We start from the raw sequence: 25,172 nt of genomic DNA on the forward strand, positions 1-25,172 counted from the left end.
CAATGCCGGACCGTGATGCCGACCCGTTAATTGTTGCGATTTCTTCGCGCACACTTTTTGACCTTGAAGAGAGTCACGCGCTGTTCGAGCGCGATGGCATTGATGCCTACCTCGATCACCAGCGCAGCCAGGAAGAGGTGGTGCTGCAGCCCGGGGTGGCGTTTCCGCTGGTGCGTAAGTTGCTGGCTCTGAACGAGGGCGCGCCGGCCGAGGCGCCACACGTCGAGATCATCCTAATCTCCCGCAATTCTGCCGATACCGGTATGCGCATCTTTAACTCGATTGCGCATCACGGCCTCAACATTAAGCGAGCGGCGTTCAGTAATGGCGCGGCGCCGTTTCCCTATATCAAGCCATTCGGTTGCGATCTGTTCCTTAGTGCCAATGGCGAGGATGTACGCAACGCACTCGAGGCCGGTGTCGCAGCGGCAACGCTCTTGCCCGGAGGCCCCAATCAGTCGCGGCACGATCAGCTGCGGATCGCGTTCGATGGCGATGCCGTTCTGTTCGGTGACGAGAGTGAGCGCGTTTCGCGGCAGGAGGGCCTGGAGGCCTTTACGCGGTTCGAGATGGATCACCGCGAACAACCGCTAAGTGGCGGGCCGTTCCGTGGCTTCCTCGATGCATTGCATCGCTTGCAGCAGGCGTTTCCGACGGGTGAGCAGTCACCGATCCGTACAGCCTTGGTGACGGCGCGTTCGATCCCGGCGCATGAGCGCGTTATTCGCACCTTGCGCGACTGGAATATCCGGCTCGACGAGGCGATGTTCCTGGGAGGTCGTGCAAAAGGACCGTTCCTTGAAGCCTTTGGCGCCGATATTTTCTTCGACGACTCGATGCACAACATTGATTCGGCCCGCGATCACGTGGCGGCAGGGCATGTGCCCCATGGCGTCTCAAACGCCTGAGACCAGTTCCAGCAGCATCTCGGCAAAGCGCTCCGTTTCGTCCAGTACGCGCTGAACTTCCGCATCGTCGGCAAACTGAGTGCGAGCTTCAGTAAGCTCCTGCACGAATTTGGCATGACCAACCGGGGATTCGGGGTCGAGCAGATTCTTGCGGCAATGGGCGAGCCACTGCTCACGTTCCGATGCAGATAGCGTGTCGGGGTAATTGCGAGCCCGAAAGCGGAACAGCAAAGTCGGCAAGCGTGGATCGAGCTCCGAGCTGTCCGGTAGCGTGCCGAGCTGATCGGGTGGCGTGCGTCGGACCTTGCTCCGAAAAGCTTCGGCGGGCGGTGTAAAGAATCCCGCGAATATGGCGCCATCCACATCGTCTACAGGATCGAAGCCGCGTCGCACGGCGCGCAACGCCATAAACAGCGCATTCGTATCGAGGTCGGCGCTCAGCTGCGCAGCGCTTGCAGATATCGCAGCACGGTACCAACCCAATCGCTGCAGTTCGTCATCACGCGTTTGGCGTAAGGGGAATAGCGGCGGTGCTTCGTTGATCGAAAGGCGCCGCAGCATCCGCGGCCATGGTAAATCTTTTGGCGCTTGGATCCACGCCATCAGCTCGGCCGGATCCTCATGCAGATTCAGCACGTAGTATTTGTTGGCGTCGCTCTCATCGGCAAACAGAGGCAGCAATGGGGCGGCGGAGAAGCTGCGCAAGCCGAACTGGCCCTGAATACCGACCAGAATCTCCGGCGGTTCGCCGCTGAGCAACTCGCGCACTTTATGTTTGTTGCGCAGGGTCAGCAGGTAGTCCCACAGACGCGGCTGGCTCTTACGCAAGAGACGCGCCATGCCGATGGTGGCCCTGACATCGGACAGCGCTTCGTGCGCATCACCGACACGGACGTCATTGGCCTCGGCCAGCGCTTCGAGCCGGAAATGGACATTGCCATCGGCATTGCTTGGCCATTCGATGCCGTCGGGACGCAGCGCATAGGCCGCGCGCAGCGCGTTGATCGTATCGAAGCGCGTGTTGCCGTTGCGCCATTCGCGGTCGTAGATCGGCAGAAAGTTGCGATACAGCAGGTTGCGGACCATGCCATCGTCAAAGCCGTAGGTGTTATGACCAAGACTGCAAGTGTTGGCGACCGCCATGGCATCGGCAATGTGCAGAGCCGCCTCGGCCTCGGGGAGGCCGTGCTCCCAATGTTGCCACGGGCTAGTGCGTGTGATTGCGCAAGCCATAGGCGAGGGCAGACAATCGGTCGCCGGACGGATCAGCAGATCGTGCGTCTCACCGGTGTCGTTGAGATCGTCATCGGTGCGGATGGCCGCAAACTGCGCGATCCGATGCCATTGCGGATTGATTCCGAAGGTCTCGAGATCGTAAAAGAGAAAACTCACGCAGTTACGTCGGTAAAGAGCGGCAAGCGTTCGCTAACCAGAGCGGCGGCACGATCCCAGTCGACCTGATCCGCGCTGTCGATGTCGCGAGTCAGTTCATCGAGAATCCCATTTTGCGCGAGCGTGCGCTCGTAGGCCTCGCGGTAGGGCATCAGTCGAAAGGTGACCATCGTGTAGTGCGGCAGAAAACGCTCGGGGTGACGCGCCGACAGTTCAATTTCCAGTTCGCGCTGCAGCAGGAACAGCGGATCGTCGACCTTGTCGCGCATCTCCAGATAGTTATCCAGCGCCATCTGCTGAATGGCACGTGCGTTCGGCAAGCGTTCCTCCTGGAAGGCCCTGAACGCCGCGGCACGATCGCTCTGCGCGCCGAGATGACGGGCTAGGGCGACACAGTCTTCGAAGGCGGCATTCATGCCCTGACCATGAAACGGGACCATGGCGTGAGCGGCATCGCCGAGCAGGACGGCACGGTCATCCATCGCCCAATGATCCAGATACAGCGTGCCCAGAACGCCAACCGGGTTGTGCTCCCAGTCGTATTCCAGATCGTCAATGTGGATCGAGGCGGACTGAAACTCACGATCAAAGAAGGCGCGAGCCTCTTCACCGGTCTGCAGTTCCGCAAAGCTCGGCGAGCCCTCGTTGGGCAAAAACAACGTGACGGTAAAGGTCTTTTCATCGTTTGGCAGCGCGATGCACATGTAGGTGCCACGCGGCCAGATGTGCAAAGCGTTGGGCTCGAGCGAGAAATCGCCACTGTTGTCAAAGGGCGGAATCTCGAGCTCTTTGTAGCCGTGCCCCAGAAACTCAGTACTGGCGGTGAACTGTTGCGGGTCCCGATCTGCCATCGCGCGACGCAAGGCCGAGCCGGCGCCATCGGCACCGATCAATGACGTAAAGGATTCCTCTAACGGGCCATCAGGCGTCAGCAGTCGAATACGACGCGAGTCGAAATCGACAGTCTGCAGCTCGTGGTGAAAATAAATCTCGACGCCCGCATCGGCCGCAAAGTTCAGCAGAATGGAATTGAGGTCGCCACGGTGTACGGACCAGATGACTTCGGTATCGTCCTTGCCGTATCGCAAAAAGCTATGCGTGCCGTTGCGGTTATGCACCATGCGGCCACGCATCATTACACATTGGTCGATGACTTCATCGTCGGCGCCGGCCAGACGCAAGGCATGGTAGCCGCGTTCGGCCAATGCCAAGTTGATGGAGCGGCCACCTTCGTATTCTTCGACGCGCGGATCGCCACGTTTCTCGTGGATGCGAACCTTAAAACCCTGACGTGCAAGCAGCGCACCCAACAGCGCTCCGGCCAAGCCGGCCCCAATAATTGTGATGTCGCCGCGATCGGCCACTACGGAATCAACCATTGCACCACTCGGTTAACGTATTGGCCAAGCGCAATACATCCTGATGGGTGTTGTACAGCGGCACCGGTGCAATGCGGATGACGTCGGGCTCGCGCCAGTCGCCCAGCACGCCACGCGATTCCAGGAACGAGAACAGCTCACGGCCCTTGTCGCGACCCGCGCGGATCCGCAGGGACACCTGACAACCGCGGCGCTCGGGTTCGCGCGGGGTAACGGCTTCAATGGTGTCGGCAAAATGACGATCTACCAGCGCAAACAGATAGTCGGTCATGGAGCGCGCGTACGCATAGCGGCGATCTGCCGGCACGCTGTCAAACAGCTCCAGAGAGGCGCGCAACGGCGCCATTGCCAGCACCGGCGGATTGCTCAGCTGCCACGCCTCGGCGCCTTGCGCCGGTTCAAAATGCGAGGCCATCTTAAAGCGCGTGTCCTGCCGATTGCCCCACCAGCCGGCCAAGCGCGGCCGATCGGAACCGTTGCCGTGCTTGGAATGCACAAAGGCACCGGCCACAGCACCGGGACCCGAGTTGACGTACTTGTAGTGGCACCAGACCGCAAAGTCGGCGTCGGCATCGTGCAGATTCATCGTCACATTGCCAATGGAGTGCGCACAGTCAAAGCCCACCATGGCACCGGCCTCATGGGCCCAAGCGGCAATCGCCTTGAGATCAAAGACCTGACCGCTGCGATACTGCACGCCGGGCCACAGCACCAGGGCCAGACGATCGGCATTGTCGGCAATGGCATTGCGAATGACCTCATCACTGAACCAACCGTCGGCAGCGGGCTCGACTTCGATCAGATCGTGCACCGGATCCAGGCCGTGGAACTCGAGTTGCGATTGCACCACGTAGGAATCCGTAGGAAAGGCACCTTTTTCGATCAGAATCGCCCTGCGTTCATTAGTCGGCTTAAAGAAGCTCGCCATCAGCAAGTGCAGATTGACCGTCAGCGTATTCATCGCAACGACCTCGGATGGTTCCGCGCCGACTAAGCGGGCCACGCCATCACGTACTAGCCGGTGATACGTCAGCCACTGCGTCTCACCGGTGAAGTGACCGTCGACACCCAGGTCGGCCCACTTGCCGAGAATTTCGTTGACCGTGTCAGCCGCACGGACCGGCTGCAGGCCCAGCGAATTGCCGACGAAATATGCCATATCCGCACCATCGTGCTGCGGGATGCGGAATGCATCGCGGCGAGTCACGTCGGCGAATTGACGGTCCAGTTCGGCGACCGCGTTGGCGTCAAACAGATTATCGAGCATGCTCAGGTATCCGGCATTTGGTAATGATCAGGCGCAGGATGCACGGTGCCGCATTGCGGGCAGGTGCGATGGCTCAGCGAACTGTAGAACTCATCGAAAATCGGCGGAAAATCCGTCTCGATGTTGTGCAGATGGAAATACTTTTCAAACAGGCGGTGATTGCAGTTAGGGCAGTACCACTGCAGGCCGTCATTTTCTTCGGGCCGACGACGACGCTCGATCACCAGACCGACCGAATTCGGAAGGCGCTGCGGCGAGTGGGGGATCTCCGGAGCCAGTAGATACATCTCACCGGCACGGAGCGGAATTTCTTTCACTTGTCCCTGATCCTGCACACGCAGAATCATTTCGCCCTCAAGCTGATAAAACAGCTCAGCACCCAAGTCGTAGTGATAGTCGGTGCGCGAGTTGGGTCCGCCGACCACCATCACGATGAAATCTTCGGACCAGATGACTTTGTTGCCCACCGGCGGTTTGAGCAGTGCCCGATGTTCGTCGACCCAGGCTTGCAGTTCGATCGGATTTAAACGCATACAGCGTACTCCTGATTATTTTCCGGTTTGCAATGAACGATTGCGGATGCCTTGCAGAGCGCGTCTATAGCTGGCTTCCAGCGTGGCGGGCGAATTGCAGCTCAGCTGCAGATCGGTGACACGACCGTTGCTCAGGGAGTACACCCAGGCATGAATCGTCAGGTATTGGCCACGTTCCCATGCATCAGTGACAACCGTAGTCTGTGCCACATTGGCGGCTTGCTCGAGTGCGTTGAGCTCACACAACAGATCGTGGCGCAGTGCAGGGGTCAGTTCGGGGCGGTCGTGAAACAGATCGGCATGCTGATCGCGCAAGTCCACCACATGGCGCAACCAGTTATCGGCCAGGCCGACCCGGCGATTATTGAGCGCGGCCTCAACACCGCTGCATCCGTAGTGGCCAACGACCAGTACGTGCTTGACCTTGAGCAAATCAACCGCGAACTGCAGAACTGACAGACAGTTCAGATCGGAGTGCGAGACCACGTTGGCGATATTGCGATGGACGAAGACCTCGCCGGGGGCCATGTCAATGATCTGATTGGCGGGCACACGCGAGTCCGAGCAGCCAATCCAGAGAAACTCGGGGGACTGCTGTTGCGAAAGCGAATTGAAAAACCCCGGGTCCTCACGCTCCAGCCGTTCGGCCCATTCGCGGTTACGTTCCAGCAGGTGGGCGAGATCAGACAAGCGTAGTTCCTCAGTGATTAGGGCGGACTGCCGGCAGTCGCTGCAGCAACTGGTCGTGCAATAGGGCGGGATCGTTGCCTTGCGGCGGCTGCAGTTCGGACAGATCTACACCAAAGTTGCGGGCATCGTCCTCATCCAGTCCGTCGAGTTGGACGTACCCGGCATCCATCAGCGCAGCACGTGCGGTATCTGTGGAATCGTAGGGTAGGAGGTTGCCGTCGGTGTCCAGAACCTGCGCGGTGCCGGCAGGCAATTCACGCAGCCCGCACCACAGCACATTGCGACCCAATGCAGTCAGCCACCAGTCAAACGCATCACTCATTTGAAGAAGTACTCCGACAGTAGCCACAACACCCAAGCACCGCCCAGACCGGTAATGATGGTCCACAGCGCAACCTGCGCCGGGCGAGCCAAACCGTTGAGGTTGTTGTCTTTCAGTTGCGCGTAGCGGCCAAACAAAAACCAAGTCCACTGATTGCCCTTGCCCAGATCTGCTTTCCAGTTGGGATGGCGATCGCGCAGATGCACTTTGCTCAGCGGCCAGAAGATGGCCAATGCCGTACAACCTGCAATTGCCAGCGCAATGAACGTCAGCGCCAGCGTCAGCATCAGATCATGAGTCGAGAACGTCGTTTCCATTGATTAGTACTCCGCGTTGCCGGGTGCACGCGGGTAGGCGATGGCATCACGGATGTTGGACAGACCACAGACGTAAACCACCAGACGCTCAAAGCCAAGACCGAAGCCGCCGTGCGGCACGCTACCGTAACGGCGGAAATCGCGATACCAGCTGTAATGTGCCGGATCCAGACCGAACTGCACCATGCGCGTATCGAGCTGATCGAGGCGCTCCTCGCGTTGAGAACCGCCGATGATTTCGCCAATGCCGGGAGCCAGCACGTCCATGGCGGCAACGGTCTTGCCATCGTCATTGAGGCGCATGTAGAAAGCCTTGATGTGCTCCGGATAGTTGGTCACGACCACCGGGCGACCGACGTGCTGTTCGGTCAACCAGCGTTCGTGTTCGGTCTGCAGATCCAGACCCCATTCGACCGGGAATTCAAAGGACTGATCGGCCTTTCTCAGCAGTTCGATGGCATCGGAATACTCGATACGTTCAAACGGCGCATTGACGAAGCGTTCCAGACGGTCAACCGCATCCTTCTCGACGCGTTCGGCGATGAAGGCCATGTCGTCAGCGCGCTCATTGAGCACCGCACGGAACAGATACTTCAGGAAGTCTTCGGAGACTGAGGCCAACTCGGCCAGATCGGCAAACGCAATTTCCGGTTCGACCATCCAGAACTCGGCCAAGTGACGCGTGGTGTGCGACTGCTCGGCACGGAAGGTCGGACCAAAGGTGTAGACCTTGCTCATCGACAGCGCATACGCTTCGACGTTGAGCTGACCCGACACCGTCAGAAACGTTTCCTTACCGAAGAAGTCCCGCGAGTAATCGACGGAGCCGTCCGGCAGACGCGGGGCGTTGACCATGTCCAAGGTGGATACGCGGAACATTTGGCCCGCACCCTCGGCATCGGAGGTGGTGATGATCGGCGTGCTGATCCAGAAGTAACCGTTCTCGTGGAAGTAACGATGAACGGCCTTGGCCAGACAGTCGCGGATTCGCGTTACGGCGCCGAACAGGTTAGTACGCGGACGTAAGTGAGCCACCTCGCGCAGGAACTCGAGCGAGTGCGCCTTGGGTTGAATCGGATAGGTTTCAGGATCGTCAACCCAGCCGACGACCTCAAGTTGAGTCGCCTGAATTTCGAAGGCCTGACCCTTGCCCTGCGACGGCACCAGCGTGCCCGTGGCAATCACGGCGCAACCTGCAGTGAGGCGGCGCGCTTCGGATTCGTAGTTGGGCAGTGCATCGGTCAGCACGGCCTGAATGGGATGGAAGCAGGAGCCGTCGCTGATGTGAATAAAGCTCAGGCCGTTCTTGGCATCCCGACGGGTGCGGACCCAGCCGCGAACTGATACTTCACCGCCGGCGGCGACTTTGCCGCTTAGGGCCTCTTGCACACTTAAAACCGTCATTGAATCCTTCCCGAATGAAACCTTGCCACTTGGCAACATTTAATCCGTTAGTTTACAGGCTAGCCAGCTAGGCCCGCTATAATGGGTGCATGTCGATTCAACTGACCACTGCTGCCGCCGATCGCGTTCGCCACTTTATGAGCCAAGCTGCCGCCAAAGGCGAGCCGGGCATTGGGCTGCGTTTTGGCGTGAAACGAACCGGCTGCTCCGGCTGGCAGCACTTTGCAGACCTGGCCACTGATTCCGCGGCCGATGACCACCGGTTCGAGTCGCTGGGGGTGACCGTGCTGGTCGATGCCGAGAGCCTGCCCATTGTGGATGGCACCGAAATTGACGTAATCCGCGCCAAGCTGGGTGATCAGTTCGTGTTCCGCAATCCGCAAGCCCTGGAGGCCTGCGGCTGTGGTGAAAGTTTCACCACAACGGTGGTTCCGGACCTGCCTGTGCATTCCTTGCCAAGTCTTTGATTTTCCGTCATAATATCCAACTCACACGGCCCGACTGGGTCGTTTGACCTTGCTCCACGTCGGCGTCGGCCCATTGGGTCGTCTGCAGAACGGGGGCTTTTACCGGTCGCGGATTCCTTCGGCGGCCGTTCAATCCAAAAGGAAATCACAATGCGTCATTACGAAATCGTGTTCCTGGTCCATCCGGATCAGTCCGAACAAGTACCCGCCATGATCGAGCGTTACAAGACGCTGATCGAGGGCGGCCAAGGCAAGATCCACCGTCTCGAAGACTGGGGTCGTCGCCAACTTGCTTACTCGATCAACAACCTGGTCAAGGCACATTACGTGCTGATCAACATCGAATGCAGCCAAGAGTCGCTGAACGACCTGGTTGATGGCTTCCGCTTCAACGATGCCATCCTGCGTCACCTGATCATCAAGCGTGACGGTGCCGATACCGAACAGTCCTTCATCATGAAGTTCAAGGATGAAAAGGACGCCAAGCCGGAACGCGGTCCGCGTCGCCGTGACAACGAAGAGTTCGGCGCTGATACCGATGCCGACACCAACGTGGCTGATGCCGAAACAGTTGCCGAACAGGCCTGATTCGCGCCCCGCATACCGACCAGATTAGGAATACGACAATGTCCAAGTTCTTCCGCCGCCGCAAGTTCTGCAAGTTCACTGCAGAAGGCATCAAAGAGATCGATTACAAGGATCTCAACACCCTGCGCCAATACCTGACCGAAACCGGCAAGATCGTGCCGAGCCGCGTCACCGGCACCAAGTCCAAGTACCAGCGCCAACTGGCAACGGCCGTCAAGCGCGCCCGTTTCCTGGCCCTGCTGCCGTATACCGACAGCCACGACGTTTAATCCAGGATTGGTGGAGATCTAATTCATGAAACTCATTCTTCTGCAAAAGATCGGCAAGCTCGGTAACCTGGGCGATACCGTCGATGTCAAGCCCGGTTTCGGCCGCAACTTCCTGGTTCCGCAAGGCAAGGCCGTTCCGGCCACCGCTGCTAACCTGGCCGAGTTCGACAGCCGTCGCGCCGAGTACGAAGCCAAGGCTCAAGCCATTGCTACCGAAGCACAAAGCCGTCTGGGCCAACTGCAAGACGTCGCCATCACGATGTATGCCAACGCTGCCACCGAAGGCAAGCTGTACGGCTCCATCACCAACCGCGATATCGCCGACGCGCTGACCAAGCAAGGTCACAAGGTCGCCAAGTCCGAAGTGATCATGGGCGAAGGCCCGATCCGTCACGTCGGCGAATACGACATCACGCTGCACCTCGGCCCCGATGCCGAAACCACGGTTAAGGTTACTGTTGCTCCTGAAGCAGCGGTCTGATCCGACACCGCGCGGGAACAATCCCGGCACCGTAATAGAGAACCGCAGCTTCGGCTGCGGTTTTTTTTCGTCGTCGGTTTTCCCAAGCTTATCCACAGGGTTGTGCGTATCACCGGGTGAGAAAAGCGCCTAAGATAATTCCAGTAAAGACTTCGTTGAACGCGATCCGCATATCGCGGCCCCTTCTGTCAGAATCTCATGCCCACTGAACCCAAACGCTTTAGCTCCACCGTACCGGCCGATTCCAAAATTTCGGAGTTGCGGGTCCCCCCGCAATCGGTAGAGGCGGAACAGGCTGTGCTCGGCGGCTTGCTGCTGTCGCCGCGCGCGTTTGATGACATCACCAGTGAGGTCAGCTCCGAGGATTTTTACCGTCGCGAGCATCAGGTCATTTTTGAGGCCATTGAGTCGCTCAATTCCGCCCAGCAACCCACCGACCTGATCACGGTCGGCAACTTGCTCAAGTCGCGTGGACAGGGCGATCTGGTGGCCAACGGTGCCTATCTCACCGAGCTCGCCACCACCACGCCAAGCGCTGCCAATATCAAGCAGTACGCATCGATCGTGCGTGACAAGGCCATCCTGCGCCAAATGATTGATGTGGGTACCTCCATCATCAATAAGGGCTTCCAGCCCGATGGCCGTGCCAGCCGTGACATCCTGGCCGAGGCCGAGGCCGAGGTTCTACGCATCGCCGAGACGCGTTCGCTGGGCAAAGCCGACTTCACCAATATCAATGACGCGCTGGCCGATGCCTTCGCCATGCTCAACGAACGGGCCGAAAATGGCGGCGGTATTACCGGCTTGCCGACCGGCTACGTGGATTTTGACAATCTCACGGCGGGTCTGCAAAAGACCGACCTGGTGATCCTGGCGGCAAGGCCAGCTATGGGCAAGACGGCGTTCGCGCTGAATATTGCGCAGCATGCGGCGCTCAATCCTGACAAGCCGGTCAATGTCGCGGTGTACTCCATGGAAATGTCGGCGTCGCAGTTGGCAATGCGTCTGATTTCGAGCGTGGGTCGCATTGATGCGCAACGTCTGCGTACGGGCCAGCTCGAGGACATGGACTGGCCGCGCGTGTCGCTTGCCATCAAGCAACTCAATTCCTCGGCCGGCAAAATCTTTATTGACGATGAGCCCGGTCTGAGCCCAACCAAGCTGGCCGCCAAGGCCCGTCGCCTCAAGCGTGAGCAGAACGGCGAGCTCGGTCTGATTGTGATCGACTACCTGCAGCTCATGTCGGTGCCGGGCAACAACGAAAACCGCGCTACGGAAATCTCCGAGATTTCCCGTTCGCTTAAAGGCCTGGCCAAAGAGCTCAACGTGCCGGTGATCGCGCTGTCGCAGCTCAATCGCTCACTCGAAACGCGTACTGACAAGCGCCCGCAAATGGCCGACTTGCGTGAATCGGGCGCTATCGAACAAGACGCCGACATGATTGTCTTTATCTACCGCGATGAGTACTACCACAAGGAAAATACCGCTGCCAAAGGCATTGCCGAGATCATCATCGGCAAGCAGCGTAGTGGTCCTACGGGTACCTGTCGTCTGCGGTTCTTCGGTGAGTACACGCGCTTTGACAATCTCGCCCGCGATGCCGAGGGCGTCTACGACGCCGATTACGAGTAGGGCAAGGGCAAGCACAAGACCGGCCGGTCAACATGCAAACACCGCATGTTGCGTTTCCAATCGCGTTTCAGCGTCTTAAACTATCGGTATGTCCAGACCGACCACTGCTACGATTCACCACGCCGCGCTGCGGCATAACCTACAACACATCCGCAAGGCCGCTGCCGGCGCCAATGTCATGGCCGTCGTCAAGGCCGATGCCTATGGCCACGGCCTGGAGCGAGTCGCCGGCGTCCTGCGCGATGCCGATGCCTTTGGCGTTGCCGCCCTCGGCGATCTCGAGCGCTTGCGCGCAATCGGTCTTGGCAATCGCGTACTGATTCTTTCCGGTTTCGATGAACCGGCCGACTTGCCCAAGCTGCGCGACTTGGCCGGTGACACGGCCATCCACCATGAGTTTCAGCTCGAAATTCTCGAGGCCGCAGCACCGCAATGGAACGGGGCGCAGGCACTCGATGTGTGGCTCAAGGTCGATAGCGGCATGCATCGCCTTGGCTTTGTGCCCGACAAGGTAGCCGGCGCCTATGCGCGACTGCAACGTCTGCAGCAGCAGGGTTTAGTCGGCGAGATTCGTGCCATCAACCATTTCGCCTCGAGTGATGAGTTCGAGAACCCAAAGACCTTGCAGCAACTGCAGGCCTTTGATGCCGCCACACATGGCATGAGCATTGAACGCACAACCGCTAATTCCGCGGCGATTTTCGGCTTTCCGCAGACGCATCGCAATTGGGTGCGAGCCGGTGGGGCCCTGTACGGTCAGACCGTGGTCGAAGGCAAGTGCGGCGCCGATTTCGGACTGCGCCCTGCGATGACACTGCATACGCGGTTAATTGCCGTCAATTCAATTCAACAGGGCGAAACGGTGGGTTATTCCGAACGCTTCCGTTGCCCGGAGAACATGTTGGTGGGTGTGGCTGCAGTCGGTTATGCCGACGGCTATCCGCGCATCGTCGAGGAGGGCACACCGGTGCTGGTCAACGGCCAACGCACGCAAATCATCGGTCGCGTCTCCATGGACTTGACGACCATTGATCTGCGCAATATTCAAGGCGCAGAGGTTGGAGCGAGTGTCACCTTGTGGGGCGGCGACTTGCCGGTCGAAGAGGTTGCACGTCATGCCGGCACGATCGGTTACGACTTGACCTGCTCCATTACGCGGCGCGTTCTCTTCACGGACGCGTAAGGTCCTCTTCACATTAAGATCATCACGCTTAACCGTCTAAATTTCATCACGCCACCGTTCAGTTTCGCCTTTATACACTCAACTTGCGATTCACACTTCGCCTCAACAAATTAAAGGACGAGACAATGAAAGCAATGATGATCAAGTCGGTTATGACCGCCTCGCTGGTTGGCGTATTGGCTACCGGTTGTGCAACCACCGGTTACATGGGCCCCGACGGCCAAGCCGGTACCTCCAAGACCACCAAGGGCGCCGTGATCGGCGGTCTGGTTGGCGCCGTCGCCGGTGTCCTGACGGGTGACGATGCCGTTGAACGTCGTCAACGTGCGCTGGTTGGCGCCGGTGTTGGCGGTTTGGCCGGTGGTGCCATCGGCAACTACCAGGACCGTCAGGAACGCGCTCTGCGTGACCGTCTGGCCGGTTCGGGCGTCCAGGTTGTCCGTGACGGCGACAACATCACCCTGAACATGCCGGGCAACGTGACCTTTGACCACGACCAGTCGAACGTCAAGCCACAGTTCTACGGCACCCTGGGTGAGGTTGCTTCGACCTTGAACGAATACAACCAAACCGTGATCCAAGTTGCCGGTTTCACCGACAGCACGGGTACCGATTCGTACAACCAAGCTCTGTCGGAACGTCGCGCCAATGCCGTCGCTTCGTACCTGACCTCTAAGGGTGTCGCTTCGAACCGCATGGTCATCAAGGGCCTGGGCGAGTCGTATCCGATCGCTTCGAACGATTCGGAAGCCGGTCGCGCCCAAAACCGTCGCGTTGAAATCACGATCGTTCCGGTTACCCAGTAATCGATTGATCGACGGCGCCAGGGATTCGGTGCCAACGCTACAGAAAGGCGCCCCTTCGGGGCGCTTTTCGTTGTGGCCCGCTACACTGTCTGACATGTCATCGAACCGTTTTCCGATTCTCCTGCCCGTAGCGGCCATGCTTGGCGCCATCCTCAGCCTTTGCCTGGGCTCGACGGTGGCCAAGCAACTGTTTCCGATCATTGAACCCTCAGGCACGACGGCCTTGCGTGTCGGCTTCAGTGCCATCGTGCTGTGCATTGTGTGGCGTCCGTGGCGCTACGGTTGGCCGCAGCGTGCCGACTGGCCGCGCATCGTGCTGTACGGCAGTGTGCTCGGACTCATGAACTGGATGTTCTACCAAGCCATTCGCACCATTCCGTTCGGTCTGGCGGTGGCGATTGAACTGATCGGTCCGCTGGGTGTCGCGTTCCTGTCGAGTCAGCGCCTGAGTAACGTGGTCTGGGTACTAGTAGCAGCGGGCGGTTTGGCCTTGCTGTTGCCCCTGGCCAGCGTCCCGCAGGCAGGCCAGCTCGATCCCGGCGGCATGATGTGGGCGTTCAGCGCCGCCATCTGCTGGGGCCTGTACATTGTGATCGGGAAGGGCGCCCAACACCTGCCAAGTGGCCAGCTGTTGCCGTTGGGTCTGGGCGTTGCGACCTTGCTGATCGCACCGATTGGCTGGGCTGCGGCCGGGACCAAGTTGTTCACGCCGAACGTGCTGGCGATTGGTCTGCTGGTTGGCATCGTGTCCAGCGCCATCCCGTACACCTTGGAGTTCTTTGCCATCAAGCGGCTGCCCAAGTATGCCTTCGGTACGCTGGCAGCCATTGAACCTGCAGTGGCCGCTATGGTCGGCTGGGTGACGTTGGGCGAAACTCTGACCGGCCGGCAAATCGTAGCGGTTGCACTGGTCATGGCGGCCAGTGTCGGAGCCGTTCTGACCTCGCGCAATCAGATTGAGGCGGCGGCCCCGCAATAGGCCCTAGCTATTGAATCCATGAAAAGGATGCATTGGTAGTTGTCATGAATTGGGGCTATCGTCACTGGACCCCATTCAAAGGATTTCCGCCATGACGGATTCGACAAAAAAATGTCCGGTGACGCATCTGACCACCGCATTCGGTGTCCCGGTTCCTGATAACCAGAACAGCATGACGGCAGGTCCGCGCGGACCCTTGCTGATGCAGGATGTCTGGCTGCTCGAAAAGCTGGCCAACCTCAACCGCGAGGTGATTCCGGAGCGCCGCATGCACGCCAAGGGCAGTGGTGCCTTCGGTACGTTTACGGTGACCAACGACATCACGCGCTATACCAAGGCCAAGATCTTTTCGGCCGTCGGCAAGCAGACCGAAATGTTTGCCCGTTTCACCACGGTGGCCGGCGAACGTGGCGCGGCCGATGCGGAACGCGACATCCGTGGTTTTGCCCTCAAGTTCTACACAGAAGAAGGCAACTGGGATCTCGTCGGCAACAACACGCCGGTGTTCTTTCTGCGCGATCCCCGCAAGTTCCCCGATTTGAACAAGGCCGTCAAGCGCGATCCGCGTTCCAACCTGCGCAGTGCGCAAAACAACTGGGATTTCTGGACGCTGTTGCCCGAGGCGCTGCTGCAAGTGACCGTGGTGATGAGCGATCGTGGCATTCCGCGCACGTACCGTCACATGCATGGCTTCGGCTCGCACACGTATAGCTTCATCAATGCGCAGGGCGAACGCTTCTGGATCAAGTTCCACATGCATTCGCAGCAGGGCATTGAGGCCTTTACCGATGAGCAGGCTGCTGCCGTTGTCGCCGGCGACCGCGAAAGCCATCAGCGCGATCTGCTCGACTCGATTGATCGCGGTGACTATCCCAAGTGGAAGATGTACATCCAGGTGATGCCGGAGATGGAGGCAGAGACCTATCGCGTGCATCCGTTCGACTTGACCAAGGTGTGGCCCAAGAGCGATTACCCCCTGATCGAAGTCGGCGAGTTCGAACTCAACCGCAATCCTGAAAACTTCTTTGCCGATGTCGAACAGTCGGCCTTTGCTCCGAGCAATCTGGTCCCCGGTATTGGCGTCTCGCCCGACAAGATGCTGCAGGCCCGCCTGTTTGCCTATGGCGACGCACAGCGCTATCGCCTGGGCGTCAATCACCACCAGATCCCGGTCAATGCCGCGCGCTGCCCGGTGCACACCAATCACCGCGATGGCCAAGGCCGCACCGATGGCAACTACGGCGGTCTGCCGCATTATGAGCCCAACAGTTTCTCGCAATGGCAGGAACAGCCGGAGTACAAAGATCCGCCGCTGCGGATCAATGGCGACGCCGACTTCTGGAACTTCCGCGAAGACGATGCCGACTACTTCACCCAACCCGGCGCCCTGTTCCGCAGCTACAACGACGCGCAAAAGGAACGTCTGTTCTTTAACACCGCACGGGCCTTGGGCGATGCCCCGGATTTTATCAAGCAACGTCATATTGATAACTGCACGAAGGCCGATCCGGCTTACGGTGCCGGCATCCAGGATGCATTAGCCCGTCTGGCTGCCGGCAATTTGCCGACGCCGGCAAACGATCATCCGACCGCCACACCCGGCGCCGAGGATGTGGATTACTGATCCCCGGGTCCTGTACCAGTCGCAAAAAGAAATCGGCCGCATTAGCGGCCGATTTCGTTAGCGCAGAAGAAAACTCACCGCCAGCACCAGTAGGATGATCGCGCCGGCGTACTCTGCGCCTTTGCCAACCAGCGTACCGATCTGTCGGCCGAGCCAGACGCCCAGCAGGGACAGTACAAAGGTGCAGATGGCGATCACTGCGGCGGTCTGGCTAATGGACAGGTCCACAAAGGCCAGGCCAACACCGGCCGCCAGGGCATCGAGGCTGGTGGCGACGCCCGCGACCAGCAACTCGAGGTTGGAGACGCGGCCATCTTCGCCACCCAGGGCGTCGTCATCGCCCACGCTGCGGGCTTCCTTGAGCATTTTCAGAGCCACGCCGGCGAGTAGGGCGAAGGCAATGTACCGGCCCCAGGTCTCCACCCACACCGCTGCAGCGCGGCCCAGATACCAGCCGATCAGCGGCATTAGGCCCTGCATCGCGCCAAACACGATCGCAATGCGGGTCGCTTCGCCCCAGCGCATGGTCTTAAGACGCGCCCCGTGCGACACGGACACCGCAAAGGCATCGGCCGCCATGGCAAAGGCAAGGGCGAGTAGGGCAATCAGACTCATCGGATTCACACAAAATGGGGTCGTAGCTATTTTAGCAAGACGTGTGAATCAAGCGCCCAAACGACTCTCGCGTCGGCGTGACGGTTCAGACCGAGGGTTCGACGGATGCGTCATTGTCGGCGGCGGGGTCGGTGAGCCGCCGAATCGTCAGAGCGCAGCGTTGTTCAATCAAGGTAATGATTTGCTCAACCACGGCATTGCCAGCAAAACTGTGCCCCGGGTCAGACCGGAGCTTGCGCGCCGACACGATCTGCGAAAAGCCAGACTGCCAGCTCATCCGCCATGGCCGTCATCCTCTCGTTGACCGTCGGAAGCAGCAGATGGCAATCCACATGCAAGCGATATTTCCCGATCGGGAATGCTGTGCGTGTCCTGCTTCCAAACTGACACCTATTTGCACCGACCACCATCCGACTGGCGATGGCCAAAGGGCACCGCCGGCTAGCATTGCTGGAATCAGGAGAAGCGAAGTCCGCAGGAACCCCCAATAACGCGCGGGAACTGGCACAAATAGACAAGAAAAAGCCCCAACTGATAACAGTTGGGGCCTCGTCATTGGTGGAGGTGGGCGGAATCGAACCGCCGTCCGAAGGCACTCCATCCCCGGCACTACATGCTTATCTCACTGTTAGATCTCGCCCCGCAGTAGCACAATGAGCGAAGCGCACTGCGGGACCACCCTGTTAAAGGTTAACTACAGACCGACAGGTGGCAAGCTGTAGCGATTCCGTGATAATAACCTTACGCAGCGAGCACGGACACAAGCTGTTTCAGGGCATAGCCTTAAGCGGCTAAAGCGTAGTTGTCGTCGTTGGCAACTAAAGTTTGCAACTGGATTTACGTGGACAGTTACCCCCACGGCATGCGCCAAGTGATTTTGCTACCCTCGTCGAAGCCAGGTGCACCCCCGTATTCCGATGAGGCAGGAAAGGTAACGACGCCTTTCACCGCTTGTCCCCGACAGTATAGCGCAGTCTGCACCCGCAGCCCCCGGCGTCAACGCGGCGTTGTCATGCGTTTAGCTACACTATTGCTATGAATTCAGCACAAGGCCCTACCTACGGCACACCTGAAATGCGTCGCCTGCAGCGCCTGATGGTGGCCGCGCGCATTGCCATGTCCGTGGCCATCGTATCGGCGACCGTCCTGGCCAGCGTCCTATTTTCGCGATACGAGCACCTCACGCTCGACGGTCTGCAGACCATTCGCATGTTGATTATCATTGCCGGCATTATGGGTTTGGGCGCGCTGACGCTCAGTTCCCGCTGGGCCACGCGCCGCGATCACCTCATCGCCGACGCCCGCTACATTGCCCTGCGCGAAGAGGAACAGGCCAACCTGCGCTTTCAGAGCGCGCTGGAATATAGCATGGTGCCCAAGGTGCTGGTCGATCGCGATGAATTCATCACGGTGGCCAACCCTGCGTTTGCAACGCTGGTGTCGCGAACGCCTTCGGAACTGATCGGTTCGCGTATCGATCAGCTCATGACCACACTGCCCGAAGAGCCCGCCGGCGCTCCACCGGTCACCACACTGCGCGAAGAAGTCAAAGTGGATTACTGCACCATCACGCGCCCGTCCGATCAGAGTAGGCGGATCCTGCGCCGAATGACTGTGATGATTCCGCGCTCGCTCAACGAGAGCTATTCCAAGATTGTCCAATTTGACGACCTGACTGGTACCCTCGAGGATCAGCGTATGCTGGCCAATGACAAACGCATTCTCAAAGAACGTGTTGAACAGCGCACCCGTGCGCTGCAGATCCTCAATTCCGAGCTCGAAGGTTTTGCCTACAGCGTCTCGCATGACTTGCGCGGCCCCTTGCGCGCGATCGATGGCTTTGGCCAAGTATTGCGTCATTCAGCGGCGGATAAACTCGATCCGACCGAGTTGCAGTATCTCGACCGCATCATTTCCGCCACGCAAAAAATGGGCGAACTGATCGACTCGCTACTGCGCATGTCCCGTCTCTCAACGGCGCAACTCGACATGGCTGATCTGGATCTGACGCAACTGGTGAACGATGTCCTGCTCGATGTGCGCACCGAGCATCCGGGCCATCCGGCGGACGTCAAAGTAGACGAGGGCATGCGAGTTCGCGGCGATCGCGTGCTGCTGCGCAATGCCTTCGCCAATCTGATCGGCAACAGCTTTAAGTTCTCGCGCAATACCCAGCAGCCGCAGATTGAGATTCGCATGGTCAATCGCAATCGCTACTGGAACGAGGTCACTGTCAGCGACAATGGCGCCGGCTTTGATCAGCAGTATGCGGAAAAACTGTTCCGGCCGTTCCAGCGCCTGCATCGCAGCGACGAGTTCGAAGGCCATGGCATCGGCTTGGCCTCGGTCAAACGGGTCATAGATCGCCATGGCGGCACCTTGTCGGCCACCGGCGAGCCGGGGCAGGGCGCAACGATCAGCATGACGCTGCCGGCCGCCAGCATCAACGAGTCCGAATCCGACAGCGATTAAGGGCGAAACGGCCTTGCGGCAGCAGGACGCTTAGGCGTCCTTGTTATGCGACCGCATGGCGCGCTGCTTGTCGCGCTGCCAGTCCTTGTCGCGCTGGGCATGCCGCTTGTCATGCTCCTGCTTACCCTTGGCCAGGCAGATTTCTGCCTTGACGCGATTGGCCTTCCAGTACAGAGCGGTGGGCACCAGGGTGTAGCCGTCGCGCTGAACCTTGCCGATCAGGTTGTCAATTTCATGGCGGTGCAGCAGCAGCTTGCGGGTGCGGCGCTCATCGGCCACGACATGGGTGGAGGCGTGGACTAGCGGCGTCATCTGCGCGTTGAACAGATAGAGTTCGCCGTTGCGAACCACGGCGTACGCCTCGCCGATGTTGGCGCGACCGGCACGGATGGACTTCAGTTCCCAGCCCTGCAGCTCCAGTCCGGCCTCGAATTTGGTTTCCAGGTGGTATTCATGGCGCGCACGCTTATTGAGCGCAATCGTGGAGGACGCTGCGCCGCTTTTTTTGTTCGTAGATTTCTTGGCCATTGTGCCTATTATAAAATAGTCTGTTGATTCCACGATTCCCTGCGCATGCCCAGTATTTCCCGTTCGGCCCTGGTCGAGCATTCCAGCCTGAAAATGTTCAACCTTGTGAACGATGTCGAGCACTATCCGGAGCGTTTTTCGTGGTGTGAATCGGCCGAGGTCAGTGAATCGACCCCCGACCGCAAGGTCGCCAAGCTGCAGCTGCGCATGGCGGGTTTCAGTACCTGGTTCCAGACCGACAATGCGCTGAATCCGCCGCACGACATCCGTATGCGCTTTGTAGATGGCCCGTTCCGCACGCTGGATGGCCTGTGGACCTTCCACGCGCTCGATGAGTCGGCCTGCAAAGTCAGCCTCAAACTCAACTTTGAACCGCGCATCGGGCTGCTGGGTCCGGCCTTTGCCCTGGGTTTTCAGGCGCTGGCCGATCGCATGGTCGATGACTTTATCCGCGTCGCCGACCAGGTCGGCCCGACGGCTCTCGACGAATGAAAGTAGAGATCGTCCGCGCGTGGCCAGGACAGGTCCAAATGGAATCGCTGGACTTGCCTGCCGGGGCAACGGTTGCGGACGCGCGCGCTCAATGCGGTTGGGATGAGCCTATCGTCGCCATCTTCGGTGAGCGCATCACCGATGAACGCAGGGCACTACGCGAGGGCGATCGGGTCGAGTTTCTGCGCTTGCTGATTGCCGATCCGAAAGAGGCGCGCCGTCGTAGGGCAGAGCACAATCCGCTGCCGCGCACGCATCGCGCGCCTAAATCCAAGCGATCGGTTTAAGGGCCGAAGCCCGCGGGCTCAGCCGCCTTTTTTCTTCTTCTCTTTGGCCAGATTCGGGCCGAATTGCTTGCGCGCATTCTTGGCCAGATCCGAATCCTGTTCCGGGAAGTAATCACCCTCCCAGCGGGTTACGGCATCGTTTTCGAAATAGACCGTGAAATTATGGATCTCGGCGCGATTGACGCGACCAATGCGCTGCGAAGAGGTGTAGTCCCAGCGGGTGGCATTGAACGGATCGGCAATGGATGGCGTGCCGAGCAGGTTGAGGACCTGTTCCTTATTCATGCCCACTTGCAGTTGCTGTACGGCAGCAGATTCCAGCAGATTGCCCTGATAGATTGGCTGGCGGTAGACGCACGCGCTCAAACCCAGTGTGGTGACGGCAACAGAAATCAGGAGCAACTTGCGCATAGGGGATGTGACGACCGGCAAACGGGGAAACCCAAATGATACACTGCTACGGACCTTTCGCTTCACCGTTCAGATATTCGTTCAGGAGTTGACATGGAACAGCCGCAGGAGCTGCGTAACGCCGGCCTCAAGGTGACCCATCCGCGTGTTCGCATCCTGAGCTTGCTCGAGAATGCCGATCAGCACCACATGACGGCCGAAGACATCTACCGCGAGCTGACGCGCGCCGGTGAGGACATCGGTTTGGCCACGGTCTATCGGGTGCTGACCCAGTTCGAGGCGGCGGGTCTGGTGCTCAAGCACAACTTCGAATCCGGCCAGTCAGTCTATGAGCTCGATCGCGGTGAACACCACGACCACATGGTGGACATTGATACCGGACAGGTCATCGAGTTCGAATCGACCGAGATTGAGGCCATCCAGTCGCGCATCGCCGCTGAACATGGCTTTGAGATTCAGGCGCACTCGCTGGTGCTGTACGTCCGCAAACGCAATCCGCCTGCAGTCGACTGAGTTCCGCGCCGACCAAGCGCAAGCAAAGCGCGGTCAAACAAAGCGCCGTTTACTCGACGGCCTGTGACTCCAGCAGGGCCCGGGCTGCCGCCTTGGCCTGCACCGTCAGTTTGGCACCACCCAGCATGCGGGCAATCTCATCTTCGCGGCCTTGCGCATCCAGCAATTGAACGGCGCTTTGAGTGAGCCCCTGCGCGGCAAATTTCTGCACCTGGACATGATGATGGCCGGCACTGGCGACTTGCGGCAGGTGAGTCACACACAGCACTTGGCGCTCTTTGCCGAGTAGCCGCAGGCGACGTCCAACCGCTTCGGCGACGGCACCGCCAATGCCTGAGTCCACTTCGTCGAACACCATGGTGGGCACCGGATCGAGACCCATCGTTACCACTTCGATGGCTAACGACAGGCGTGACAGTTCGCCGCCCGATGCGACTTTTCGCAGGGGCCGTGCCGGCTGTCCCGGGTTTGCAGCGACCAGCAGCTCAATGCGCTCGGTACCGCTCGGGTCCGGGCGATCCGGCGAGCTCCATTCCAGTTCGCAGGCAAATTGACCGCCTTCCATGCCCAGATGCTGCATCATCTCGCTGACTTGCTCGCCCAGTTGGGTAGCCGCTGCAATGCGCGACTGGCGCAGGGCATCGGCGGCGCGCGCATAGGCCGTTTTGGCTATGGCGAGTTGCGGCTCCAGATTGGCCAGTTCCTGCTCGGCCTGCGCCAGGGTTTCCAGTTCGTGCGTGATGGCCGTCAGACGATCCTGCAGCTGCAACACATCGCAGCGATGTTTGCGGCTTAACTCATGCAAACGCGCGAGCTGGCGATCGAGTTCGGCCAGCGTCTCCGGGTCCGGATCCAGCCGATCGAATTGCCGCTCCAGTCGGTCGACCGCCTCATTCAACGAGGTCTCCGCCTCGACCAGCAAGCTCGCCACCTCAGCCAGCTCGGGATCGGAGTCGCCTTTACGCTGCAGATCCGAAAGCATTCGCCGCACGCTATTGAGCGCACCGGCCATCTCGTCGTCACCTTGCAGTGTGGTGATTTGCCGGCGCAGCAGTTCGCGCATCGAATCGGCATTGGCCAGCAGACGGTGGTCGCTCTGCAGGCGTTCAATCGCCTCCGGCTGCAAGGATTCGCGTTCGAGCTCCGTGGCCTGATGCTGCAGGAAGGCCAGACGGTCACTGACATCGCCTCGGTTCTGCAACTCGGCCTGGCGATCGAGCAGGCGTTGCCATGCTTGCGCGGCCTCTTTTACGGCGGCGGTGAGTTGGGGATGGCGAGCAAAGCCATCGAGCAGGTACAGCTGTTTACTACGCTGCAGGAGCGCCTGTTGGTCGTGCTGGCCGTGGATTTCCAATAGGCGCGAGGCCAGCTCGGCCAGTTGCGCAGTGGCGGCAGGGCGCCCGTTGATCCAGGCTTTGGAGCCGCCATCGGCACGCACAATGCGGCGCAGGCTGACGGTGTCCGTGTCCTCGTCGAGCTCCTGCTCGCGCAACCAGGCCATGGCGGGATCGCTCTCACTGACTTGGAAACGGCCAGTGACCTCGGCGCGCTCGGCGCCATGACGCACGGCACCGCTGTCGGCGCGGCGGCCGGTCAGCAGCAATAGGGCGTCAATCAGGAGTGATTTACCCGCACCGGTCTCGCCGGAGATGACCGTCAGGCCTTCGGACAAGTTCAATGCGGCCTCCGATACGACGGCAAGGTTCTTGAGGTGAAGCTCGAGCAGCATGCAATCCGAATCGTCAGGCAGGTCTGCGGAGATTATCGCATTGCCGCCGCCAGTGTCGGTACCGGACTGTGCTCGCGGCGGTATCCTACGCTTGAAATGGCGATCAACTGACCTGATATTTAGTGCATGAACCATCCGAGTTGCCCCCATCTGGATTTACGGTCGCGCCAAGTGCTGCGGACCCTGATCACCCGTCACATTGAGACGGGGGATGCCGTGGGCTCGCAGACGCTGGCCAAGCAGGCGCAGCTCGAGGTCAGTTCCGCGACCATCCGCAACATCCTGGCCGACTTGGAGGAGTTGGGGCTGCTGTCGGCGCCGCATACCTCCAGTGGCCGTGTGCCTACGCCTAAAGGCTATCGCTTCTATGTGGATGCGCTGCTGCAGGTCTCGCCGGTCTCAGCGGCCGAACGGCTTGAGGTCGCCCGCACGCTAGGGGAGTCCGGGACCACTTCGCAACGTTTGGGTTGTGCCTCGGATTTGCTGAGTTCCCTGAGCCAGTTCGCGGGGGTCGTCAGTTTGCCCAAGCGCGATCGGATGGCTTTTAAGCATGTCGAGTTTGTCGGGCTCGAGCCCACTCGGGTGCTGGCAGTCGTGGTGTTTGCTGACAACTCGGTGCAGAACCGGGTGATTGACTTGCCGGTGCCGATTCAGCCCGATGAGTTGGTCGAGATCTCCAACTTTCTCAATCAGGAGCTGGCCGGTCGGTCCTTGGCGGAACTGCGGCGGCGCATGCTGCGTGAGCTACGGCAGGCCCAGGACGAGTTGCAGAACCTGATGACCGATTCCATCCGTCTGGCCGAATCCGCGCTCGATCCCATCGCCGAAGACATGCTCGTCAGTGGTCAGAATCGTCTGCTGGGCACGCCGGGGCTGACCGACATGACGCGGTTGCGGGAGCTGTTTGATGCCTTCAACAGCAAGCGCGAGATTCTGCAGCTGCTGGAACGCACCGAGCAGGCCGAGGGTGTGCAGATCTTTATCGGTGAAGAATGCGGCGCTCAACCCTTGAATAACGTCAGCGTGATTTCCGCTCCGTATTGCGATGCCGATGGCCAGGTGCTTGGCGTGCTTGGTGTGATCGGGCCGCAACGCATGGACTACAGTCGTATCGTGCCGGTGGTGCAGACCACGGCGGCGGTGCTGGGTGAATCGCTGGCAGGTCACGCCACCTCCAGGCCTTGAAAGCAGGGGCGCTAGCCCTCATGTCTCGTGTATCGCCACCGTGGGTGGCATCGTTTGAGACGCTGAGTAATGCAAGACCCTGAATTTGACCCGCAAAACCAAAGCCCGTTGAGCCAGGACCCTGCTGCGGTCGAAACTGCCGAGGCAGTCGATCCGGCCCAGGCTCGAATCAACGAACTCGAGGCCGAACTGGCCGAAGTCAAGGACAACATCCTGCGCGAGCGTGCGGATTTGGCGAACCGTCAGAACCGTCTGGCCCGTGACATGGATCAGGCGCGCAAGTTTGCCAACGAGAAGTTGCTGGCCGAACTGCTGCCCGTGGCCGATGCGCTCGAAGCCGGTCTGGCCACTCCCGGTTCCGATGGCGAGGCCTTGCGCCAAGGTCTGGAGCTGACGCATCGCGAGTTGCTGCGCGTGATGGAAGCCAACGGCCTCAAGCAAGTCAATCCGGTCGGTGAGTCCTTTAATCCGGAACATCACCAGGCGATTCAGATGATCGAGTCCGATGCAGTCGCCCCCGGCCATGTCATTACCGTGTTCCAGAAGGGTTGGCTGCTCAACGAGCGCCTGCTGCGTCCGGCCATGGTGGTCGTGCGAAATCACTGAACCTCGGGCAACCGGCCCCTTGAATGGCCGGCCGATAGCCCCATTAAGCATTCATTGGCGAGTTTTATCGCCTCACTAAATTGACACATTGCA

29 protein-coding genes and 1 other RNA gene are annotated in these 25,172 nt (G+C 59.5%); 16 read left to right on the top strand and 14 right to left on the bottom strand.

The genetic code is table 11. From position 1 onward, the window contains the following. The first annotated feature begins 2 nt into the window (after nt 1–2). Entirely contained in the window at nt 3–908 is a 906-nt protein-coding gene (locus tag V3390_RS07235; protein WP_331688645.1) for a 5'-nucleotidase, read from the top strand. Here V3390_RS07235 and sbcB read toward each other — a convergent pair. The 8 genes from sbcB to asnS are packed head-to-tail and all read right to left on the bottom strand — an operon-like array spanning nt 897 to nt 8,212. Further along, on the bottom strand, nt 897–2,300 hold the full coding sequence (gene sbcB, locus V3390_RS07240; RefSeq protein ID WP_331703951.1) for an exodeoxyribonuclease I: 1,404 nt from the start codon (nt 2,298–2,300) through the stop codon (nt 897–899). The genes V3390_RS07235 and sbcB overlap by 12 nt on opposite strands. Continuing rightward, nucleotides 2,297–3,679, bottom strand: a complete 1,383-nt coding sequence (locus V3390_RS07245; protein ID WP_331703952.1) for an FAD-dependent oxidoreductase — start codon at nt 3,677–3,679, stop codon at nt 2,297–2,299. The genes sbcB and V3390_RS07245 overlap by 4 nt, the downstream gene beginning before the upstream one ends. Beyond that, on the bottom strand, nt 3,672–4,946 hold the full coding sequence (gene kynU, locus V3390_RS07250; RefSeq protein WP_331703953.1) for a kynureninase: 1,275 nt from the start codon (nt 4,944–4,946) through the stop codon (nt 3,672–3,674). The genes V3390_RS07245 and kynU overlap by 8 nt, the downstream gene beginning before the upstream one ends. Nucleotides 4,947–4,948: 2 nt before the next feature. Beyond that, nucleotides 4,949–5,479: a 3-hydroxyanthranilate 3,4-dioxygenase gene (locus tag V3390_RS07255; RefSeq protein WP_331688649.1), complete on the bottom strand. Its 531-nt coding sequence runs from the start codon at nt 5,477–5,479 to the stop codon at nt 4,949–4,951. A 15-nt stretch (nt 5,480–5,494) separates the two neighbouring features. After that, nucleotides 5,495–6,169, bottom strand: a complete 675-nt coding sequence (can, locus tag V3390_RS07260; RefSeq protein ID WP_331703954.1) for a carbonate dehydratase — start codon at nt 6,167–6,169, stop codon at nt 5,495–5,497. Nucleotides 6,170–6,179: 10 nt separating this feature from the next. Further along, nucleotides 6,180–6,491 carry a hypothetical protein gene (locus V3390_RS07265; RefSeq protein ID WP_331703955.1) on the bottom strand — a complete coding sequence of 104 codons (312 nt, stop codon included), beginning with the start codon at nt 6,489–6,491 and terminating at the stop codon, nt 6,180–6,182. Then, nucleotides 6,488–6,808 (bottom strand): hypothetical protein, encoded by a 321-nt coding sequence (locus tag V3390_RS07270; RefSeq protein WP_406805102.1) that lies wholly within the window; start codon nt 6,806–6,808, stop codon nt 6,488–6,490. The genes V3390_RS07265 and V3390_RS07270 overlap by 4 nt, the downstream gene beginning before the upstream one ends. 3 nt (nt 6,809–6,811) lie before the next feature. Further along, nucleotides 6,812–8,212, bottom strand: coding sequence for an asparagine--tRNA ligase (gene asnS, locus V3390_RS07275; RefSeq protein WP_331703956.1), 1,401 nt, complete (start codon nt 8,210–8,212; stop codon nt 6,812–6,814). 89 nt (nt 8,213–8,301) lie between these two features. On the opposite strand from asnS, the gene V3390_RS07280 reads away from it, so the two are divergent. The 9 genes from V3390_RS07280 (at nt 8,302) to V3390_RS07320 (ending at nt 16,241) form a co-directional block, all read left to right on the top strand. Beyond that, complete coding sequence (locus V3390_RS07280; protein ID WP_331688653.1) at nt 8,302–8,679, top strand: HesB/IscA family protein; 378 nt, start codon at nt 8,302–8,304, stop codon at nt 8,677–8,679. A 150-nt stretch (nt 8,680–8,829) separates the two neighbouring features. After that, nucleotides 8,830–9,267: a 30S ribosomal protein S6 gene (rpsF, locus tag V3390_RS07285; protein WP_331688654.1), complete on the top strand. Its 438-nt coding sequence runs from the start codon at nt 8,830–8,832 to the stop codon at nt 9,265–9,267. A 38-nt stretch (nt 9,268–9,305) separates the two neighbouring features. Further along, nucleotides 9,306–9,536: a 30S ribosomal protein S18 gene (rpsR, locus tag V3390_RS07290; RefSeq protein ID WP_331688655.1), complete on the top strand. Its 231-nt coding sequence runs from the start codon at nt 9,306–9,308 to the stop codon at nt 9,534–9,536. A gap of 25 nt (nt 9,537–9,561) precedes the next feature. Further along, entirely contained in the window at nt 9,562–10,017 is a 456-nt protein-coding gene (gene rplI, locus V3390_RS07295; protein WP_331688656.1) for a 50S ribosomal protein L9, read from the top strand. A gap of 198 nt (nt 10,018–10,215) precedes the next feature. Further along, nucleotides 10,216–11,649 (top strand): replicative DNA helicase, encoded by a 1,434-nt coding sequence (locus V3390_RS07300; RefSeq protein ID WP_331703957.1) that lies wholly within the window; start codon nt 10,216–10,218, stop codon nt 11,647–11,649. Nucleotides 11,650–11,737: 88 nt separating this feature from the next. Then, complete coding sequence (gene alr / locus V3390_RS07305; protein ID WP_331703958.1) at nt 11,738–12,832, top strand: alanine racemase; 1,095 nt, start codon at nt 11,738–11,740, stop codon at nt 12,830–12,832. Between the two features lie 125 nt (nt 12,833–12,957). After that, the gene (locus V3390_RS07310) at nt 12,958–13,638 is read left to right on the top strand and encodes a YiaD family glycine zipper/OmpA-like lipoprotein (protein WP_331703959.1); all 681 of its coding nucleotides are present in this window, start codon (nt 12,958–12,960) and stop codon (nt 13,636–13,638) included. Between the two features lie 94 nt (nt 13,639–13,732). Further along, a complete protein-coding gene (locus V3390_RS07315) occupies nt 13,733–14,617 on the top strand; it encodes an EamA family transporter (protein WP_331703960.1) in 885 nt (294 codons plus the stop codon). 91 nt (nt 14,618–14,708) lie between these two features. Beyond that, on the top strand, nt 14,709–16,241 hold the full coding sequence (locus V3390_RS07320; protein ID WP_331703961.1) for a catalase: 1,533 nt from the start codon (nt 14,709–14,711) through the stop codon (nt 16,239–16,241). A gap of 57 nt (nt 16,242–16,298) precedes the next feature. Here V3390_RS07320 and V3390_RS07325 read toward each other — a convergent pair whose 3' ends face one another. The 3 genes from V3390_RS07325 to ssrA form a co-directional block, all read right to left on the bottom strand. After that, on the bottom strand, nt 16,299–16,856 hold the full coding sequence (locus V3390_RS07325) for a manganese efflux pump MntP (RefSeq protein WP_331703962.1): 558 nt from the start codon (nt 16,854–16,856) through the stop codon (nt 16,299–16,301). A gap of 85 nt (nt 16,857–16,941) precedes the next feature. Continuing rightward, nucleotides 16,942–17,133 carry a hypothetical protein gene (locus V3390_RS07330; protein ID WP_331703963.1) on the bottom strand — a complete coding sequence of 64 codons (192 nt, stop codon included), beginning with the start codon at nt 17,131–17,133 and terminating at the stop codon, nt 16,942–16,944. Nucleotides 17,134–17,412: 279 nt separating this feature from the next. After that, nucleotides 17,413–17,765, bottom strand: a transfer-messenger RNA (tmRNA) gene (ssrA, locus tag V3390_RS07335). A gap of 126 nt (nt 17,766–17,891) precedes the next feature. On the opposite strand from ssrA, the gene V3390_RS07340 reads away from it, so the two are divergent. Continuing rightward, nucleotides 17,892–19,328, top strand: coding sequence for a sensor histidine kinase (locus V3390_RS07340; protein WP_331703964.1), 1,437 nt, complete (start codon nt 17,892–17,894; stop codon nt 19,326–19,328). 30 nt (nt 19,329–19,358) lie between these two features. Here the strand turns inward: V3390_RS07340 and smpB are convergent, their stop codons facing one another. Next, a complete protein-coding gene (gene smpB, locus V3390_RS07345) occupies nt 19,359–19,856 on the bottom strand; it encodes an SsrA-binding protein SmpB (RefSeq protein WP_331688673.1) in 498 nt (165 codons plus the stop codon). 45 nt (nt 19,857–19,901) lie between these two features. Between smpB and V3390_RS07350 the strand changes: the two genes are divergently transcribed. Together V3390_RS07350 and V3390_RS07355 are read left to right on the top strand one after the other, a co-directional pair. After that, nucleotides 19,902–20,348, top strand: a complete 447-nt coding sequence (locus V3390_RS07350) for a type II toxin-antitoxin system RatA family toxin (RefSeq protein WP_331688674.1) — start codon at nt 19,902–19,904, stop codon at nt 20,346–20,348. Beyond that, nucleotides 20,345–20,635: an RnfH family protein gene (locus V3390_RS07355; protein ID WP_331703965.1), complete on the top strand. Its 291-nt coding sequence runs from the start codon at nt 20,345–20,347 to the stop codon at nt 20,633–20,635. Before V3390_RS07350 ends, V3390_RS07355 begins: the two co-directional genes overlap by 4 nt. 18 nt (nt 20,636–20,653) lie before the next feature. Here the strand turns inward: V3390_RS07355 and V3390_RS07360 are convergent, their stop codons facing one another. Continuing rightward, a complete protein-coding gene (locus V3390_RS07360; RefSeq protein WP_331688676.1) occupies nt 20,654–21,046 on the bottom strand; it encodes an outer membrane protein assembly factor BamE in 393 nt (130 codons plus the stop codon). Nucleotides 21,047–21,139: 93 nt separating this feature from the next. Here V3390_RS07360 and fur point away from each other — a divergent pair, with 93 nt between their 5' ends. Further along, complete coding sequence (fur, locus tag V3390_RS07365; protein WP_331688677.1) at nt 21,140–21,559, top strand: ferric iron uptake transcriptional regulator; 420 nt, start codon at nt 21,140–21,142, stop codon at nt 21,557–21,559. 49 nt (nt 21,560–21,608) lie between these two features. Here the strand turns inward: fur and recN are convergent, their stop codons facing one another. Further along, entirely contained in the window at nt 21,609–23,288 is a 1,680-nt protein-coding gene (gene recN, locus V3390_RS07370; RefSeq protein WP_331703966.1) for a DNA repair protein RecN, read from the bottom strand. A gap of 126 nt (nt 23,289–23,414) precedes the next feature. Here recN and hrcA point away from each other — a divergent pair, with 126 nt between their 5' ends. Both hrcA and grpE read left to right on the top strand, forming a co-directional pair. After that, entirely contained in the window at nt 23,415–24,473 is a 1,059-nt protein-coding gene (hrcA, locus tag V3390_RS07375; RefSeq protein WP_331688679.1) for a heat-inducible transcriptional repressor HrcA, read from the top strand. A gap of 69 nt (nt 24,474–24,542) precedes the next feature. Then, nucleotides 24,543–25,079: a nucleotide exchange factor GrpE gene (gene grpE / locus V3390_RS07380; protein WP_331703967.1), complete on the top strand. Its 537-nt coding sequence runs from the start codon at nt 24,543–24,545 to the stop codon at nt 25,077–25,079. The last annotated feature ends 93 nt before the right edge of the window (nt 25,080–25,172 follow it).

The sequence above is a fragment of the Aquilutibacter rugosus genome (assembly GCF_036541335.1).
Classification (GTDB): domain Bacteria; phylum Pseudomonadota; class Gammaproteobacteria; order Xanthomonadales; family Xanthomonadaceae; genus Aquilutibacter; species Aquilutibacter rugosus.

Bases quoted from the DNA above. Each gene is read 5' to 3' on its own strand.
- V3390_RS07235 (WP_331688645.1), top strand. From the start codon at position 3: ATGCCGGACCGTGATGCCGACCCGTTAATTGTTGCGATTTCTTCGCGC.
- V3390_RS07245 (WP_331703952.1), bottom strand. From the start codon at position 3,679: ATGGTTGATTCCGTAGTGGCCGATCGCGGCGACATCACAATTATTGGG.
- kynU (WP_331703953.1), bottom strand. From the start codon at position 4,946: ATGCTCGATAATCTGTTTGACGCCAACGCGGTCGCCGAACTGGACCGT.
- V3390_RS07255 (WP_331688649.1), bottom strand. From the start codon at position 5,479: ATGCGTTTAAATCCGATCGAACTGCAAGCCTGGGTCGACGAACATCGG.
- V3390_RS07265 (WP_331703955.1), bottom strand. From the start codon at position 6,491: ATGAGTGATGCGTTTGACTGGTGGCTGACTGCATTGGGTCGCAATGTG.
- V3390_RS07270 (WP_406805102.1), bottom strand. From the start codon at position 6,808: ATGGAAACGACGTTCTCGACTCATGATCTGATGCTGACGCTGGCGCTG.
- asnS (WP_331703956.1), bottom strand. From the start codon at position 8,212: ATGACGGTTTTAAGTGTGCAAGAGGCCCTAAGCGGCAAAGTCGCCGCC.
- V3390_RS07280 (WP_331688653.1), top strand. From the start codon at position 8,302: ATGTCGATTCAACTGACCACTGCTGCCGCCGATCGCGTTCGCCACTTT.
- rpsF (WP_331688654.1), top strand. From the start codon at position 8,830: ATGCGTCATTACGAAATCGTGTTCCTGGTCCATCCGGATCAGTCCGAA.
- rpsR (WP_331688655.1), top strand. From the start codon at position 9,306: ATGTCCAAGTTCTTCCGCCGCCGCAAGTTCTGCAAGTTCACTGCAGAA.
- rplI (WP_331688656.1), top strand. From the start codon at position 9,562: ATGAAACTCATTCTTCTGCAAAAGATCGGCAAGCTCGGTAACCTGGGC.
- V3390_RS07300 (WP_331703957.1), top strand. From the start codon at position 10,216: ATGCCCACTGAACCCAAACGCTTTAGCTCCACCGTACCGGCCGATTCC.
- alr (WP_331703958.1), top strand. From the start codon at position 11,738: ATGTCCAGACCGACCACTGCTACGATTCACCACGCCGCGCTGCGGCAT.
- V3390_RS07310 (WP_331703959.1), top strand. From the start codon at position 12,958: ATGAAAGCAATGATGATCAAGTCGGTTATGACCGCCTCGCTGGTTGGC.
- V3390_RS07315 (WP_331703960.1), top strand. From the start codon at position 13,733: ATGTCATCGAACCGTTTTCCGATTCTCCTGCCCGTAGCGGCCATGCTT.
- V3390_RS07320 (WP_331703961.1), top strand. From the start codon at position 14,709: ATGACGGATTCGACAAAAAAATGTCCGGTGACGCATCTGACCACCGCA.
- V3390_RS07325 (WP_331703962.1), bottom strand. From the start codon at position 16,856: ATGAGTCTGATTGCCCTACTCGCCCTTGCCTTTGCCATGGCGGCCGAT.
- V3390_RS07330 (WP_331703963.1), bottom strand. From the start codon at position 17,133: ATGAGCTGGCAGTCTGGCTTTTCGCAGATCGTGTCGGCGCGCAAGCTC.
- V3390_RS07340 (WP_331703964.1), top strand. From the start codon at position 17,892: ATGAATTCAGCACAAGGCCCTACCTACGGCACACCTGAAATGCGTCGC.
- smpB (WP_331688673.1), bottom strand. From the start codon at position 19,856: ATGGCCAAGAAATCTACGAACAAAAAAAGCGGCGCAGCGTCCTCCACG.
- V3390_RS07350 (WP_331688674.1), top strand. From the start codon at position 19,902: ATGCCCAGTATTTCCCGTTCGGCCCTGGTCGAGCATTCCAGCCTGAAA.
- V3390_RS07355 (WP_331703965.1), top strand. From the start codon at position 20,345: ATGAAAGTAGAGATCGTCCGCGCGTGGCCAGGACAGGTCCAAATGGAA.
- V3390_RS07360 (WP_331688676.1), bottom strand. From the start codon at position 21,046: ATGCGCAAGTTGCTCCTGATTTCTGTTGCCGTCACCACACTGGGTTTG.
- fur (WP_331688677.1), top strand. From the start codon at position 21,140: ATGGAACAGCCGCAGGAGCTGCGTAACGCCGGCCTCAAGGTGACCCAT.
- recN (WP_331703966.1), bottom strand. From the start codon at position 23,288: ATGCTGCTCGAGCTTCACCTCAAGAACCTTGCCGTCGTATCGGAGGCC.
- hrcA (WP_331688679.1), top strand. From the start codon at position 23,415: ATGAACCATCCGAGTTGCCCCCATCTGGATTTACGGTCGCGCCAAGTG.
- grpE (WP_331703967.1), top strand. From the start codon at position 24,543: ATGCAAGACCCTGAATTTGACCCGCAAAACCAAAGCCCGTTGAGCCAG.